At 70.7% G+C, this 16388-nt stretch carries 14 protein-coding genes; all 14 read left to right on the top strand.

Annotated features, from left to right (window positions below; all coding sequences use genetic code 11):
- Window positions 1–1954: peptidoglycan D,D-transpeptidase FtsI family protein (locus ACWGIU_RS09425; RefSeq protein ID WP_453703968.1), on the top strand; the 1954-nt coding region annotated here is incomplete at its 5' end.
- 44 nt (window positions 1955–1998) lie between these two features.
- Window positions 1999–3723 carry a UDP-N-acetylmuramoyl-L-alanyl-D-glutamate--2,6-diaminopimelate ligase gene (locus ACWGIU_RS09420; RefSeq protein ID WP_453703966.1) on the top strand — a complete coding sequence of 575 codons (1725 nt, stop codon included), beginning with the start codon at window positions 1999–2001 and terminating at the stop codon, window positions 3721–3723.
- Entirely contained in the window at window positions 3720–5150 is a 1431-nt protein-coding gene (locus ACWGIU_RS09415) for a UDP-N-acetylmuramoyl-tripeptide--D-alanyl-D-alanine ligase (protein ID WP_453703964.1), read from the top strand. The genes ACWGIU_RS09420 and ACWGIU_RS09415 overlap by 4 nt, the downstream gene beginning before the upstream one ends.
- Window positions 5147–6217 (top strand): phospho-N-acetylmuramoyl-pentapeptide-transferase, encoded by a 1071-nt coding sequence (mraY, locus tag ACWGIU_RS09410; RefSeq protein ID WP_453703962.1) that lies wholly within the window; start codon window positions 5147–5149, stop codon window positions 6215–6217. The genes ACWGIU_RS09415 and mraY overlap by 4 nt, the downstream gene beginning before the upstream one ends.
- On the top strand, window positions 6199–7716 hold the full coding sequence (gene murD / locus ACWGIU_RS09405) for a UDP-N-acetylmuramoyl-L-alanine--D-glutamate ligase (RefSeq protein WP_453703960.1): 1518 nt from the start codon (window positions 6199–6201) through the stop codon (window positions 7714–7716). Before mraY ends, murD begins: the two co-directional genes overlap by 19 nt.
- A 74-nt stretch (window positions 7717–7790) precedes the next feature.
- Window positions 7791–9152 carry a putative lipid II flippase FtsW gene (gene ftsW, locus ACWGIU_RS09400; RefSeq protein WP_453703958.1) on the top strand — a complete coding sequence of 454 codons (1362 nt, stop codon included), beginning with the start codon at window positions 7791–7793 and terminating at the stop codon, window positions 9150–9152.
- A 6-nt stretch (window positions 9153–9158) separates the two neighbouring features.
- Window positions 9159–10253 carry an undecaprenyldiphospho-muramoylpentapeptide beta-N-acetylglucosaminyltransferase gene (murG, locus tag ACWGIU_RS09395; protein ID WP_365275280.1) on the top strand — a complete coding sequence of 365 codons (1095 nt, stop codon included), beginning with the start codon at window positions 9159–9161 and terminating at the stop codon, window positions 10251–10253.
- Between the two features lie 31 nt (window positions 10254–10284).
- Window positions 10285–11187: a cell division protein FtsQ/DivIB gene (locus ACWGIU_RS09390; RefSeq protein WP_453703956.1), complete on the top strand. Its 903-nt coding sequence runs from the start codon at window positions 10285–10287 to the stop codon at window positions 11185–11187.
- Window positions 11188–11465: 278 nt separating this feature from the next.
- A complete protein-coding gene (gene ftsZ, locus ACWGIU_RS09385; protein WP_052872570.1) occupies window positions 11466–12671 on the top strand; it encodes a cell division protein FtsZ in 1206 nt (401 codons plus the stop codon).
- Between the two features lie 17 nt (window positions 12672–12688).
- Window positions 12689–13456 carry a peptidoglycan editing factor PgeF gene (gene pgeF, locus ACWGIU_RS09380; RefSeq protein ID WP_453703954.1) on the top strand — a complete coding sequence of 256 codons (768 nt, stop codon included), beginning with the start codon at window positions 12689–12691 and terminating at the stop codon, window positions 13454–13456.
- Complete coding sequence (locus tag ACWGIU_RS09375) at window positions 13443–14162, top strand: YggS family pyridoxal phosphate-dependent enzyme (protein ID WP_453703952.1); 720 nt, start codon at window positions 13443–13445, stop codon at window positions 14160–14162. Before pgeF ends, ACWGIU_RS09375 begins: the two co-directional genes overlap by 14 nt.
- 149 nt (window positions 14163–14311) lie before the next feature.
- On the top strand, window positions 14312–14929 hold the full coding sequence (locus ACWGIU_RS09370) for a cell division protein SepF (RefSeq protein WP_314248803.1): 618 nt from the start codon (window positions 14312–14314) through the stop codon (window positions 14927–14929).
- A gap of 60 nt (window positions 14930–14989) precedes the next feature.
- Window positions 14990–15286: a YggT family protein gene (locus tag ACWGIU_RS09365; RefSeq protein ID WP_030012625.1), complete on the top strand. Its 297-nt coding sequence runs from the start codon at window positions 14990–14992 to the stop codon at window positions 15284–15286.
- Between the two features lie 82 nt (window positions 15287–15368).
- Window positions 15369–16388: DivIVA domain-containing protein (locus ACWGIU_RS09360; RefSeq protein ID WP_453703950.1), on the top strand; the 1020-nt coding region annotated here is incomplete at its 3' end.

The following is a 16388-nucleotide window of genomic DNA, read 5'->3' as shown; positions in this document are numbered from 1 at the left end:
GGCCAGGGCCACCGCCCGCCCGGCCTCGCGCCCGGCGACCCGGCGGCCGACGGCCCCCCGTACCCCGCACACGATCCGGCTCGGCAGCCCGCGGCCCCGGCTGCGCCTGGCCAGCGTCGGCCTGACCCTCGTCCTGCTGGCCTTCGTGGTCCGCCTGCTCCAGGTGCAGGCCGTCGACGCCTCGGCGTTCTCCGCCGAGGCCTCCAAGAACCGCTACACCAGCGTCAAGCTGGCCGCCGAGCGTGGTGAGATCACCGACCGCCGGGGCGTGGCCCTCGCCACCAGCGTCGACGCGTACGACATCACCGCCGACCCGAAGATGTTCACCCCGCAGGAAAGCAAGGCCCCGGACGCCCCGCAGCAGGCCGCCGCCCTCCTCGCGCCCATCCTCGGCAAGGACGCCAAGGAGCTCACCGAGCGGCTGAGCACCAAGAACTCCCGGTACGTCGTCCTCGCTCAGCGCCAGACCCCCCAGGTCTGGAACCAGATCAAGGACCTCAAGCGGGTCTTCGCGGACAAGGCGGCGGCCGACAAGCGGAGCAACGGCCCCGGCGCCAACGTCCTCGCCGGCGTGTTCAAGGAGACCAGCAGCAAGCGCGTGTACCCGAACGGCGACCTCGCCGCCGGAATACTGGGTTACGTCAACGCCGAGGGCAGGGGCGCCGGCGGCCTGGAGTCCTCCCTCGACAAGAAGCTGTCCGGCAAGGACGGCGAGATCACCTACGCCCAGTCCGGCGGCCGCCAGGTCCCCACGGCGGACTCCAACGAGAAGCCCGCCGTCCCCGGCGACGACATCGAGCTGACCATCGACCGGGACATCCAGTGGGCGGCGCAGAGCGCCATCGCCGAGCAGGTCCAGAAGTCCGAGGCCGACCGCGGCTACGTCATCGTCCAGGACACCCGCACCGGCGAGGTACTGGCCATGGCCAACGCCCCCGGCTTCGACCCCAACGACCTGACCCGGGCCCGCTCCGCCGCCATGGGCAACGCCGCGCTCCAGGACGTGTACGAGCCCGGATCCACCGCCAAGGTCATGTCGATGGCCGCCGTGCTGGAGGAGAAGAAGGCCACCCCGGAGACCCGGGTCGAGGTCCCCAACCGGCTGCACCGCGGCGACCGGCTGTTCAAGGACGACATCGACCACCCGACCTGGTACCTGACCCTCAACGGGGTCCTCGCCAAGTCCTCCAACATCGGCACGATCCTGGCCACCGGCCAGCTCGGACCCACCCAGCCCGCGGCCAACGAGGTCCTGCACTCCTACCTGACCAAGTTCGGCATCGGCCGGCCCACCGGCCTGAACTACCCCGGCGAGTCCCGGGGCATCCTCGCCGACCCCAAGGACTGGTCCACCTCCCAGCAGTACACGATCCCCTTCGGCCAGGGACTCTCCCTCAACGCCATGCAGGCGGCCTCCGTGTACTCGACCATCGCCAACGGCGGGGTCCGCATCGAACCGACGCTCGTACGCGGCACCAAGGGCCCCGACGGCCGCTTCACCCCGGCCCCGGCCCCCGAGCAGAGCCGCGTGGTCAGCCCGGAGACAGCCAAGACCCTCGCCGAGATGCTCGAATCCGTGGTCGACGACCAGGACGGCACCGGCACCAAGGCGCGGATCCCCGGCTACCGGGTCGGCGGCAAGACCGGCACCTCCAACCGGGTGGACCCGGCCACCGGCCGCTACAAGGGCTACACCGCCTCCTTCGCCGGATTCGCACCCGCGGACAACCCGCGCATCACCGTCTACTGCGCCATCCAGAACCCCACGAAGGGCAGCTACTTCGGCGGCCAGATCTGCGGCCCCATCTACAAGAAGGTCATGGAGTTCGCGCTCAAGACCCTCCAGGTGGCCCCCACGGGAACCGCACCCGCCGGGCTTCCCGTCACCTACGACGCCGCTCCCCGGCCCGCCGCGCAGCCCGCCCCGCAGCCCAGTCCGCAGCCCGGTCAGTGACCCACAGCCAGGCCGGCCCGCCAGAAAAGCGTGAGGCACCATCAGTGACAACCATCACCCCGGAACCCGGGAACCCGACGACCGCCGAGGCCGAGGCCGGGGCCTCACTTCGCGGGCGGCCCGCCGCGCCCGGTACGCTCACCGCCGTGCCCCACGCTGATCAGCCCAGAACGACCCAGAAAGCCCCGGCAACGCCGCCGGGAGCGCCCCGGCCCGCGTCCGCCAGCCCGAGCCCCCTGGGCGAGCTGGCCACCCTGCTGGGCATCCCGGCGCCCGGCGCGGCGCAGATCACCGGCATCACGCACGACTCCCGTGCGGTCCGCCCCGGTGACCTGTACGCGGCCCTGCCAGGAGCCAGGACGCACGGCGCCGACTTCGCCGCCCAGGCGGCCGCCCTCGGCGCCGCCGCCGTGCTCACCGACCCCGCGGGGAATGAACGCGCCGCGGCGACCGGCCTGCCGGTCCTGACCGTCGACGACCCGCGCGGCCGGATGGGAGAGCTGGCCGCCGCGATCTACGGGCGCCCCGGTGAGGGCCTGCTCCAGATCGGCATCACCGGCACCTCCGGCAAGACCACCACGGCGTACCTCGTCGAGGGCGGCCTGCGCGCGGCGGGTCGCAGCACCGGGCTGGTCGGCACCGTCGAGATGCGCATCGGCGACGAGCGCATCAAGTCCGAGCGGACCACCCCGGAGGCCACCGACCTCCAGGCCCTCTTCGCGGTCATGCGCGAACGCGGGGTCGAGGCCGTGGCCATGGAGGTCTCCAGCCACGCCCTGGTGCTCGGCCGGGTCGACGGCTGCGTCTTCGACGTCGCCGTCTTCAACAACCTGAGCCCGGAGCACATGGAGTTCCACTCCGGCATGGAGGACTACTTCCAGGCCAAGGCAGGGCTCTTCACCGCCCGCCGGGCCCGCCTGGGCGTGGTCAACCTCGATGACGAGTACGGCCGCCGCCTGGCCAAGGAGGCCACCGTCCCGGTGGTCACCTTCTCCGCCGCGGGCGACCCGGCCGCCGACTGGCGCGCCGAGGACGTGGTCTTCGGCCCGGCGAGCTCCACCCTGACCCTGCTGGGCCCCGAAGGACAGCGCGTACGGGCCACCGCGCCGCTGCCCGGCCCGTTCAACGTCGCCAACACCGTCGCCGCGATCGTCACGCTCGCCGCCGCCGGCCTCGACCCGCAGACCGCCGCCGACGGCGTCGCCGCGGTCCCCGGAGTCCCCGGCCGGCTGGAGCGGGTGGACGCGGGACAGCCGTACCTCGCCGTCGTCGACTACGCGCACAAGACGGACGCCGTGGAATCGGTGCTGCGCGCCCTGCGCGAGGTCACCGAGGGCAAGCTGCACATCGTGCTCGGCTGCGGCGGCGACCGCGACACCACCAAGCGCGCCCCGATGGGGGCCGCGGCCGCCCGGTTCGCCGACGTGGCCGTACTGACCTCCGACAACCCGCGCTCCGAGGACCCGCTCGCGATCCTCGCCGCGATGTTCGAGGGCGCCGTGTCCGTACCGCCCGCCGAGCGGGGCACCGTCCTCGTCGACGCCGACCGGGCCGCGGCCATCGCGGCCGCCGTCGCCCGAGCCCGGCCCGGTGACACCGTGCTGGTGGCCGGCAAGGGACACGAGCAGGGCCAGGACACCGCCGGTGTCGTACGCCCCTTCGACGACCGCGCGGTGCTCCGCGCCGCGATCGAGCACCAGGCCGTGCTCGACCGGACGGCCGCGCCCGATCAAACGACTCACGTCCGACAGGCCGAGGTGAACCAGTGATCGCCCTTTCCCTCGCCGATATCGCCGACATCACCGGCGGGCGGCCCCACGACATACCGGATCCGTCCGTCCAGGTCACCGGCCCCGTGGTCTACGACTCCCGTGAAGTCCGGCCGGGCAGCCTCTTCGCCGCCTTCGTCGGTGAGCGGGTCGACGGCCACGACTACGCGGAACGCGCCGTGGCCGCCGGGGCCGTGGGCGTCCTCGCGACCCGGCCCGTCGGCGTACCGGCCATCGTGGTCCCCGACGTGGTGGCCGCCCTCGGAGCACTCGCCCGGGCCGTCGTCACCCGCCTGGGCACCGACGTCGTGGCGCTCACCGGATCCGCCGGCAAGACCTCCACCAAGGACCTGATCGCGCAGGTGCTGCAGCACCACGCGCCGACCGTGTGGACCCCCGGGAACCTCAACAACGAGATCGGTCTGCCGATCACGACGCTGCGCGTCACCGAGGACACCCAGCACCTGGTCCTGGAGATGGGCGCCCGCGGCATCGGCCACATCCGCCACCTCACCGGACTGACGCCCCCGCGGATCGGTCTGGTCCTCAACGTCGGCACCGCCCACATCGGCGAGTTCGGCGGCCGCGAGCAGATCGCGCAGGCCAAGGGGGAGCTGGTCGAGGCCCTGCCGGCCGAGGCGGACGGCGGCGTCGCCGTCCTCAACGCCGATGACCTGCTGGTTCGTGGGATGGCCGGGCGCACGAAGGCCCGTACGGTTCTCTTCGGTGAGGCCGAGGACGCCGAAATCCGGGCCACCGAAGTCCGCATGACGGACAGGGGGCAGGCTTCCTTCACACTGCACACACCGACCGGGTGCAGCGACGTGACCTTGCGGCTGTACGGTGAGCACCACGTGTCGAACGCGCTCGCCGCGGCCGCCGTCGCCCATGTACTGGGCATGTCCGCACAGGAGATCGCCACGGCGCTCTCCGGGGCGGGCACGCTGTCCCGGTGGCGGATGGAGGTCACCGAGCGGGCGGACGGTGTGACGATCGTCAACGACGCCTACAACGCGAACCCCGAGTCCATGCGGGCCGCACTCCGCGCGCTCGCCGCGATGGGCGGTGCCGGCAGGGCGAACGGGGGACGCACGTGGGCGGTGCTCGGCCCGATGGCCGAGCTCGGAGACGACGCTCTCGCCGAGCACGACGCGGTCGGACGACTTGTCGTCCGGCTCAACGTGAGCAAGCTCGTCGCAGTCGGGGGCAGGGAAGCTTCCTGGCTGCAACTGGGCGCATATAACGAGGGTTCGTGGGGTGAGGAGTCGGTGCTCGTGTCCGACGCGCAGGCGGCGGTCGACCTGTTGCGCAGTGAACTGCGCCCGGGTGACGTCGTGCTGGTGAAGGCTTCCAGGTCGGCCGGTCTGGAGCGGGTGGCCCAGGGCCTTCTCGACAGCACTGTCGAGGGCGAGGTCGCCGACCGATGAGGCAGATTCTGTTCGCCGGTGTCATCGGCATGTTCCTCACCGTCATCGGCACCCCGCTGCTGATCAAGCTGCTCGCCCGCAAGGGGTACGGCCAGTTCATCCGCGACGACGGCCCCCGCGGTCACGCCGGGAAGAAGGGCACGCCCACCATGGGCGGCATCTCCTTCATCCTGGCGACGCTCATCGCGTACGCCCTGACGAAGGTCCTCACCGGTGAGGAACCGAGCTTCTCGGGTCTCCTCGTCCTGTTCCTGATGGCCGGCATGGGCATCGTCGGGTACCTGGACGACTACATCAAGATCGTCAAGCGCCGTTCGCTGGGCCTGCGGGCCAAGGCGAAGATGTCCGGCCAGCTGATCGTCGGTATCGCCTTCGCGGTGCTGGCACTCCAGTTCAAGGACTCGCGCGCACTGACCCCGGCCTCCACCAAGCTGTCGTTCGTCACGGACTTCGGCTGGTCGATAGGTCCGGTCCTGTTCGTGGTCTGGGCGCTGTTCATGATCCTGGCGATGTCCAACGGCGTGAACCTCACCGACGGTCTGGACGGTCTCGCGACCGGCGCCGCGGTGATGGTCTTCGGCGCCTACACCTTCATCGGTGTCTGGCAGTTCCAGGAGTCCTGCGCCAGGGCCGGTGACCTCACCAACCCGAACGCCTGTTTCGAGGTGCGCGACCCGCTCGACCTCGCGGTCGTCGCCTCCGCCCTCATGGGCGCCTGCTTCGGCTTCCTGTGGTGGAACACCTCGCCCGCCAAGATCTTCATGGGTGACACCGGCTCGCTCGCCCTCGGCGGCGCGCTCGCGGGCCTCGCCATCTGCTCCCGCACGGAGTTCCTGATGGCGCTCCTCGGCGGCCTGTTCGTACTCATCACGATGTCGGTCGTCATCCAGGTCGGCTCCTTCAAGATGACCGGCAAGCGCGTCTTCCGGATGGCGCCACTGCAGCACCACTTCGAGCTCAAGGGCTGGTCCGAGGTACTCGTCGTGGTCCGCTTCTGGATCATCCAGGGCATGTGCGTGATCGTTGGTCTCGGTCTCTTCTACGCGGGATGGGCAGCCGACAAGTGACGTCCTGGCAGGACAAGAACATCACCGTCGCCGGTCTGGGCGTGAGCGGCATCAGTGCCGCCCGCGCCCTGGCCGGCCTCGGCGCGGTGGTGACCGTCGTCGACAACGGCGACGGGGACGCGCACCGCGCCCGGGCCGCCGAACTGCAGGCGCAGGGCATCACCGTCCGCCTCGGCCGCCTGGCGGACGGCGGGCACGCGGGCGAGGTACTGCCCGAGGGCACCGAGCTGGTCGTCACCTCGCCGGGCTGGAAGCCCGACAGCCCGCTGTTCGAGGCCGCCGCCGCGGCCGGGGTGGACGTCGTCGGGGACGTCGAGATCGCCTGGCTGCTGCGCGAGATCGGCCAGGAGCTGCGCGCCGCGCGCTCCGGCGGCACGGACGCCGCAGCGCCCCGCAAGGCCCCGGCGCCCTGGCTCGCCATCACCGGCACCAACGGCAAGACCACCACCACCCAGATGCTGGCGTCGATCCTGAAGGCCGCGGGGCTGCGCACCGCCGCCGTCGGCAACATCGGCACCCCGATCATCGACGTGGTGCTCGGCGAGCAGGAGTACGACGTGCTCGCCGTCGAACTCTCCAGCTACCAGCTGCACTGGGCGCCCTCGCTGCGCGTCCACTCGGCGGCCGTGCTCAACCTGGCCCCGGACCACCTCGACTGGCACGGCTCGATGGAGGCGTACGCCGCCGACAAGGGCCGGATCTACGAGGGCAACACGGTGGCCTGCGTCTACAACGTCGCCGACCCGGCCACCGAGCACCTGGTCATGGAGGCCGACGTCGAGGAGGGCTGCCGCGCGATCGGCTTCACCCTCGGTGCCCCCGGCCCCTCCATGCTCGGCGTCGTCGACGGCATCCTCGTCGACCGGGCCTTCGTGGAGAACCGGCAGAAGAACGCCCAGGAGCTCGCCGAGGTCACGGACGTCAACCCGCCGGCCCCGCACAACATCGCCAACGCGCTCGCCGCCGCGGCCCTGGCCCGCGCCTTCGGGGTGGAGCCACGCGCCGTTCGCGACGGGCTGCGCGACTTCCGCCCGGACGCCCACCGCGTCGCGTACGTGGACGAGGTCGGCTCGGTCACCTACATCGACGACTCCAAGGCCACCAACACGCATGCGGCCGAGGCCTCGCTCGCGGCCTTCGAACCCGTCGTCTGGATCGCCGGCGGCCTCGCGAAGGGCGCGACCTTCGACGAGCTCGTGCGGAACGCCGCTAAGCGGCTGCGCGGCGCCGTGCTGATCGGCGCCGACCGGGCGCTCATCGCCGAGGCGCTGGCGCGACACGCCCCCGAGGTCCCGGTCGTCGACCTCGACCGGACCGACACTGGGGCGATGCTCGCAGCGGTCCGGGAAGCCGCCGCGCTCGCCGAGCCCGGTGACACGGTCCTGCTGGCACCTGCCTGTGCGTCGATGGACATGTTCGCGAACTACAACAAGCGTGGGGAAGCATTCGCCGACGCGGTGCGCGAACTGGCCGCCGAGAAGGCTGCGGACACGGCTTAGGCCGGGGGATCCGGGACTGGTTCCCTCCGGCCGGCCGGCAGCTCGCCTCGTACGAGTGGAGGGGAAGATCACAGATGCCGGCCAAGCAGATGCTGCCGGGGCGGCGGCCGTCCGCCGTGAAGGCACAGGGCCGCAAACGCCCTGCGGTGAGTCCGAAGCGGCCCGCCGGGCGCGGGCCGCTGGCCCGGTTCCGGCGTACGCAGCAGCAGTTGCAGAAGGCCTGGGACCGCCCGCTCACCGCCTATTACCTGATTTTCGGCAGTTCCCTGCTCATCACCGTGCTCGGTCTGGTGATGGTGTACTCGGCCTCGATGATCAAGGCCCTCCAGCTCGGCCTCGGCGACGCGTACTTCTTCAAGAAGCAGTTCCTGGCCGCCGTCATCGGTGGCGTCCTCCTGCTGGCCGCCTCCCGGATGCCGGTCAAACTGCACCGGGCGCTCTCGTACCCGGTGCTCGCCGGCACGCTCTTCCTGATGGTCCTGGTCCAGGTCCCGGGGATAGGCGTCTCGATCAACGGCAACCAGAACTGGATCTCCCTTGGCGGTCCGTTCATGCTGCAGCCCAGTGAGTTCGGCAAACTGGCGCTGATCCTGTGGGGTGCCGACCTGCTGGCGCGCAAGGGCGCCAAGGGGCTGCTGAGCCAGTGGAAGCACCTGCTGGTGCCGCTGGTCCCCGTGGCCTTCCTGCTGCTCGGGCTGATCATGCTGGGCGGGGACATGGGCACCGCGATGATCCTCGGCGCCATCCTGTTCGGTCTGCTCTGGCTGGCCGGGGCCCCGACCCGGATGTTCGTCGGGGTGCTCGTCTTCGCGGGTGCGATCGTCGCACTGCTCATCAAGACGAGCCCGCACCGGATGGACCGGCTGGAGTGTCTCGGTGCGACAGAACCGGGCAAGAACGACCTTTGCTGGCAGGCGGTTCACGGGATCTACGCCCTCGCCTCGGGCGGTTGGTTCGGTTCCGGCCTGGGTGCAAGTGTGGAAAAGTGGGGGCAACTACCCGAAGCCCACACCGACTTCATCTTCGCCATCACCGGGGAGGAACTGGGTCTCGCGGGGACGCTGTCGGTTCTCGGCCTGTTCGCGGCTCTAGGCTATGCGGGTATCCGCGTGGCCGGACGCACGGAGGATTCCTTCGTACGGTTTGCCGCGGGAGGCGTGACCACCTGGATCACGGCCCAGGCCGTGATCAACATCGGTGCGGTGCTCGGCCTGCTGCCGATCGCCGGAGTCCCGCTCCCGCTGTTCTCCTACGGAGGGTCAGCCCTGCTGCCGACCATGTTCGCGGTCGGACTGCTCATCGCCTTCGCGCGTGAGGAGCCGGCGGCGCGCGCGGCCCTCGCGATGCGACAGCCGAAGACCGGCTGGTGGCGGACCGGGGTGAGATGGAAGTCGATGAGACGGCGCGTCAAGAAGCGTCCGTCCGGAGAGCGGTGAATTTCGGTGCATGTCGTACTCGCCGGTGGGGGGACCGCCGGCCACATCGAGCCGGCGCTCGCCCTCGCGGACGCCCTGCGCAGGCAGGACCCTTCAGTGGGCATCACCGCCCTCGGCACGGAGCGCGGACTGGAAACCCGCCTGGTGCCGGAACGCGGCTACGAGCTGGGCCTGATCCCCGCCGTACCGCTGCCCCGCAAGCCGACCCCGGAACTGATCACCGTCCCCGGACGCCTGCGCGGCACCATCAAGGCCGCGGAGGAGATCCTGCTGCGCACCAAGGCCGACTGCGTCGTCGGCTTCGGCGGCTACGTGGCCCTGCCCGGCTACCTCGCGGCCAAGCGTCTCGGGGTGCCGATCATCGTCCACGAGGCCAACGCCCGGCCCGGACTGGCCAACAAGATCGGCTCCCGGTACGCGCACGCCGTCGCGGTCTCCACCCCCGACAGCAAGCTGCGCGGAGCCCGCTACGTGGGCATCCCGCTGCGCCGCTCCATCTCCACCCTCGACCGGGCCGCGGTCCGCCCGGAGGCGCGCGCCGCCTTCGGCCTGGACCCCAATCTGCCCACGCTGCTGGTCTCCGGCGGCTCGCAGGGCGCCCGCCGCCTCAACGAGACGATCCAGCAGGTCGCGCCGACCCTCCAGCGCTCCGGGATCCAGATCCTGCACGCCGTCGGGCCGAAGAACGAACTGCCGCGTGTCGACAACATGCCCGGGATGCCGCCGTATGTGCCGGTACCGTACGTGGACCGGATGGATCTCGCGTACGCCGCCGCGGACATGATGCTGTGCCGTGCGGGAGCGATGACCGTCGCCGAACTCTCCGCCGTCGGGCTCCCCGCCGCCTATGTCCCGTTGCCGATCGGCAACGGTGAACAGCGGCTCAACGCCCAGCCGGTGGTCAAGGCCGGCGGCGGCCTGCTCGTGGACGACGCGGAGCTGACGCCCGACTGGGTGCTCGGTCAGGTCCTCCCGGTGCTGTCCGACCCGCACCGCCTGTACGAGATGTCCCGCGCCGCCGGTGAGTTCGGCCGCCGGGACGCCGACGAGCTCCTGGTCGGCATGGTGTACGAGGCGATCGCGGCCCACAGGTCCCGCTGAGGCGGGTAGCGCAGACGCAGGAGGCACAGGAGTGGCCGGAGGGACGACCGCGCGGCGCGGAACACCGTTTTCTGATCGGTCCGGCCCGGCTGTCCGCGAGGGCACCGGCGCTCCCAAGCCTCCGAAGTCCCCCAAGGACTCCAAGGCCCCCAAGGCCCCCAAGCCGCCCAAGCCGCCCAAGCCGCCGAAGTCGGCGCAGAGGCCCGGCGCCGGGGGCCCCGGCGCACGCCTGTGCCGGGGCCCCGTGCCGGCCCTGCTGGCCGCCGCGGTGGTCCTCCTCGCCGCGGGCGGCACCTGGGTGCTCTACGGGTCCTCCTGGCTGCGTGTGGAGAAGGTCGCCGCCACCGGCATGGACGTGCTCACCGCCGAGCAGGTCCTGGGCGCCGCGGACGTCCCGGTCGGCGCGCCTCTGGTGAGCGTCGACACCGACGAGATCGAGGGCCGGGTCCGCGGCCGGCTGCCCCGCATCGATTCGGTCGATGTGGTGCGGGCCTGGCCGCACGGGATCGGTCTGAAGGTGACGGAACGCAAACCCGTCCTGCTCATCGAAAAGGACGCGGCCTTCGTCGAAGTGGACGCATCGGGTGTGCGATTCGACACGGTTCCGAAAGCACCCGCGGGTGTTCCGGTCCTCGAATTGAACGCCGGTCGATCGCCGAGCGCCCGCCGCTTCGACGAGGAACGGCTGCTGCACGAGGCCGTCCTCGTCGCAGGCGCCCTCCCGGAGCCGATCGCCAAGCAAACCGTGCAGGTCAAGGTGGGTTCCTACGATTCGGTCGTGCTGGAGCTCACCGGAGGCCGGTCCGTGACGTGGGGCAGCGGTGAACAGAGCGAGGCGAAGGGACTGGCTTTGAACGCTTTGTTGAAAGCCGCTCCCAAGGCCGCGCACTTCGACGTGAGCGTCCCCACCGCCCCTGCTGTGTCCGGGAGTTGACGTCCGGTCCAACAGCGGCGCACCCTGGTTGGCCAGCGATACGGGTGATCACATAGGGTGAAAAGAAAAACGGGAGGTTCGGCGTGTTCGTTGAACACGCGCTACTTGTCGACTTAGTGTCCTGTTCGGAAGAGTCCGAGGAACAGGCACACCCCTAACCCTAAACTTCAGGGTGAGGGTTCGGTCGGCGCGTTCGGACCGTCCCTATTTCGGCATCAGTCGTCGCAACGCAGGCCCGCGAGGCGGCGACACGTAACTCGAGGCGAGAGGCCTTCGACGTGGCAGCACCGCAGAACTACCTCGCAGTCATCAAGGTCATCGGTGTCGGCGGCGGTGGTGTCAATGCCATCAACCGAATGATCGAGGTCGGTCTCAAGGGCGTCGAGTTCATCGCCATCAACACGGACGCCCAGGCGCTGTTGATGAGCGACGCCGACGTCAAGCTCGACGTCGGCCGTGAACTCACCCGTGGCCTCGGCGCCGGCGCAAACCCGGCCGTCGGTCGCAAGGCGGCAGAGGACCACCGCGAGGAGATCGAGGAGGTCCTCAAGGGGGCCGACATGGTCTTCGTCACCGCCGGTGAGGGCGGCGGCACCGGCACGGGCGGCGCACCTGTCGTCGCCAACATCGCGCGCTCGCTGGGCGCCCTGACGATCGGTGTGGTCACCCGACCGTTCACCTTCGAGGGCCGGCGCCGCGCGAACCAGGCGGAGGACGGCATCGCCGAGCTCCGCGAAGAGGTCGACACCCTCATCGTCATCCCCAACGACCGACTGCTGTCCATCTCGGACCGCCAGGTCAGCGTGCTCGACGCCTTCAAGTCGGCCGACCAGGTCCTGCTCTCGGGCGTCCAGGGCATCACCGACCTCATCACCACCCCCGGTCTGATCAACCTCGACTTCGCCGACGTCAAGTCCGTGATGTCCGAAGCCGGCTCGGCCCTGATGGGCATCGGCTCGGCCCGCGGCGACGACCGCGCGGTGGCCGCCGCCGAGATGGCGATCTCCTCGCCGCTCCTGGAGGCGTCCATCGACGGCGCCCGTGGCGTGCTGCTCTCCATCTCCGGTGGCTCGGACCTCGGTCTCTTCGAGATCAACGAGGCCGCGCAGCTGGTCAGCGAGGCCGCGCACCCCGAGGCGAACATCATCTTCGGCGCCGTCATCGACGACGCGCTCGGCGACGAGGTGCGGGTCACCGTCATCGCGGCCGGGTTCGACGGCGGACAGCCCCCGGCCCGCCGGGACAACGTCATCGGCGCCGCGTCCACCAAGCGCGAGGAGCCTGCCCCGGCTCCGGTCCGCGCCGCAGAGCCGGCCCGCCCGGCCTTCGGCGGACTCGGCTCGGTCACCCCGCGCGAGGAGCCCCCGGCCCCCGTCGAGGCGGCCCCGGTCGAGGTCCAGGCCCCCGCGCCGCAGGTCCCCACGGCCCGGCCGTACCAGGACAGCCCGGCCGAGGAACTGGATGTCCCGGACTTCTTGAAGTGACACCGGAGCAGCATCACGTGGGCGGCGCCCACTTCGCCTTCACCGACCGGTGGGGTGGGGTGAGCGCCGTTCCGTACGAGGAGCTCAATCTCGGCGGCGCGGTCGGAGACGACCCGGCCGCCGTTCTCGCGAACCGGGCACTGGCGGCGAAGTCCCTGGGCCTGGCGCCGGACCGGGTGGTCTGGATGAACCAGGTGCACGGCCGGGACGTGGCGGTGGTGGACGGACCCTGGGGCCCGGACGAGGAGATCCCCCCGGTGGACGCGGTGGTGACCGCCCGTCGGGGACTCGCCCTCGCGGTGCTCACCGCCGACTGCACGCCGGTCCTGCTGGCGGACCCCGTCGCCGGGGTCGTGGCGGCCGCCCACGCCGGGCGGCCGGGACTGGTCGCCGGGGTGGTTCCCGCCGCCGTCGAGGCGATGGTCGCCCTGGGGGCCGCCCCCGGGCGAATCGTCGCCCGTACCGGACCCGCGGTCTGCGGACACTGCTACGAGGTGCCCGCCGAAATGCGGGATGCGGTGGCCGAAGCGGTGCCCGCCGCGCGGGCCGAGACGAGCTGGGGGACACCGGCCGTCGATGTGGTCGCCGGGGTGCACGCCCAGCTCGTGGAGGCGGGGGTGGTGAACGGCGGCCGTTCCCCGGTCTGCACACTGGAGTCGCGGGACCACTTCTCGTACCGTCGCGACCGGGTGACCGGTCGGCTTGCCGGATATGTCTGGTTGACGGAGCTTTCCCGGGGGGCGACCCCCGGACTCCCGGGGGAAAAGAAGAATGACGGATCGTAAGTCGGAGCTCGCCGAGAACCTGGCGCGGGTGGAGGAACGTATCTCGTCCGCCTGCGCGGCGGCGGGGCGCGGACGGGAAGAGGTGACGCTCATCGTGGTCACCAAGACCTACCCCGCGAGCGACGTACGACTGCTGGCGGACCTGGGCGTCCGTCATGTTGCGGAAAATCGTGACCAGGACGCCGCCCCCAAGGCGGCGGCCTGCGCGGATCTGCCCCTCAGCTGGCACTTCGTCGGTCAGTTGCAGACGAACAAAGTCCGTTCCGTGGCGGGATACGCGCACATGGTGCAGTCGGTCGACCGGCCGAAACTCGCGACCGCCCTCTCGGCGGCCGCGGTGAACGCCGGCCGGGAGCTCGGGTGCCTCGTGCAGATCGCCCTCGACGCGGAGTCGGGGGAGCGCGGGGCCCGCGGCGGCGCGGCGCCGGAGCAGCTCGCCGAGTTGGCGGACCTCGTCGCCGGGGCCCCGGGACTGCGCCTCGACGGCCTGATGACGGTCGCTCCGCTGTCCGGCCACTACGCGGGACGTGAACAGGCCGCTTTCGAGCGGTTGATGGAATTGTCATCCCGCATGCGCGTGGACCATCCGGCTGCCACGATGGTGTCGGCCGGGATGAGCGCAGACCTGGAACAGGCCGTGGCGGCCGGTGCGACACATGTACGCGTCGGCACTGCGGTACTCGGCGCGAGACCCCGGCTCGGGTAACGTCGCGAAGAAAGTCGGACCACAGCAGAAAATATGGTCATTCCCGCTGATGAGCGGGCAGACCTAGTGGATCGCGGGCAGTTGGTGACATTCGTGACACGGCGGCACCTGCGACAGGGCGATCCACCACAGAGCGGAGGACTCGGAGAATGGCCGGCGCGATGCGCAAGATGGCGGTCTACCTCGGCCTCGTGGAGGACGACCGGTACGACAACCCGGGGTACGACCCCGACGACGAGTTCGAGCCCGAGCCGGAGATGGAACGGGCTCGGGAGCGGGATCGCCGACAGCAGCCCGTGCACCAATCGCCTGTATCGGATGAACCGGTACGAGCCGCACAGCCTCCGGCGCAGCGCGAACCTATCCCAATTCCGGCGGAAAGCGGACGTCCTGCGCGAATCGCTCCCGTGGCATCCATCACACCTGATCGCACCAACCTGGAGAAGAACGCCCCCGTGATCATGCCCAAGGTCGTCTCCGAGCGGGAGCCGTACCGCATCACGACGCTGCACCCCCGGACCTACAACGAGGCCCGTACCATCGGGGAACACTTCCGTGAGGGCACTCCGGTGATCATGAATCTCACGGAGATGGACGACACGGACGCGAAGCGTCTCGTGGACTTCGCCGCCGGACTCGTCTTCGGTCTGCACGGCAGCATTGAACGCGTGACACAGAAGGTGTTCCTGCTGTCGCCTGCTAACGTCGATGTCACGGCGGAGGACAAGGCCCGCATCGCGGAGGGCGGGTTCTTCAACCAAAGCTAGACCGATCCGTCAGACACGGGGCCGGGAACACAGCGGGAGCAGGGGAGAGGGAAGCGCGGGATGGGTGTCGCACTGCAAGTGATCTACTTCGCCTTGGGGTGCTTCCTCGTCGTGCTGATCTTCCGCCTGGTCATGGACTACGTGTTCCAGTTCGCGCGTTCCTGGACACCCGGCAAGGCGATGGTGGTCGTACTGGAGGCCACCTACAGCGTCACCGATCCACCACTCAAGCTTCTTCGGCGGGTCATTCCGCCGTTGCGTCTCGGGGGCGTGGCACTCGACCTGTCCTTCTTCGTTCTGATGATCATCGTTTACATCCTCATCAGTTTCGTGCGCACCGCTGCGAGCGGCTTGTGAACGATGTGCTTCCCCGCGGGCGCGGGGACAGTCCCGATACGGTCTTGCCGACTGCCGACGACTACGTAGAGGTGAAGAAGACATGCCGCTGACTCCCGAGGACGTGCGGAACAAGCAGTTCACGACCGTCCGCCTCCGAGAAGGCTATGACGAGGACGAGGTCGATGCCTTCCTCGACGAGGTCGAGTCCGAACTGACGCGCCTGCTGCGCGAGAACGAGGACCTGCGCGCGAAGCTGGCAGCCGCCACGCGTGCCGCCGCGCAGAACCAGCAGCAGCAGGGCATGCGCAAGCCGGAACCCCAGGACCAGCGCGGCCCCGGCGCCCCCGTGCCCGCGGCCATATCCGGCCCGCCGCAGCAGCAGATGGGCCCGCCGCAGCTCCCGGGCGGCCAGCCGCAGCTGCCGCCGGGCCCCGGCGGCCAGGGCCAGCAGGGCCCCGGCCCGATGGGTGGCCCCATGGGCGGCCCCATGCAGCAGCACCCCATGGGTGGACCCCAGGGCATGCAGCAGCAGCCCATGGGCGGCCCCCAGGGCATGCAGCAGCAGCAGTCGATGGGCGGCCAGAACCAGCTCGGCCAGCAGATGCAGCCCATGGGCCAGCAGATGCAGCCGATGGGGCAGCAGATGCAGCCCATGGGTCAGCCGATGCACCAGCAGCAGCCGCAGCTTCCGCAGCAGAGCCCCGGTGGCGACAGCGCCGCCCGTGTCCTGTCGCTGGCGCAGCAGACCGCCGACCAGGCGATCGCGGAGGCCCGCTCCGAGGCCAACAAGATCGTCGGCGAGGCCCGGTCGCGCGCCGAGGGCCTGGAGCGGGACGCCCGTGCCAAGGCCGATGCGCTGGAGCGGGACGCGCAGGAGAAGCACCGCGTCGCGATGGGCTCCCTGGAGTCCGCCCGCGCCACGCTGGAGCGCAAGGTCGAGGACCTGCGGGGCTTCGAGCGTGAGTACCGTACGCGTCTGAAGTCCTACCTGGAGTCGCAGCTGCGCCAGCTGGAGACCCAGGCCGACGACTCCCTGGCCCCGCCGCGGAACCCGGCCGGTCCCGCGCTGCCGCCGTCGCCGTCGCCCTCGATGGCTCCGGCCGGTGCGATGGACCACTCC

This window comes from Streptomyces sp. NPDC054840 (assembly GCF_053611065.1).
Note: the sequence above shows the minus strand (reverse complement) of the source record. Positions and strands in the feature narration are given on the sequence as shown.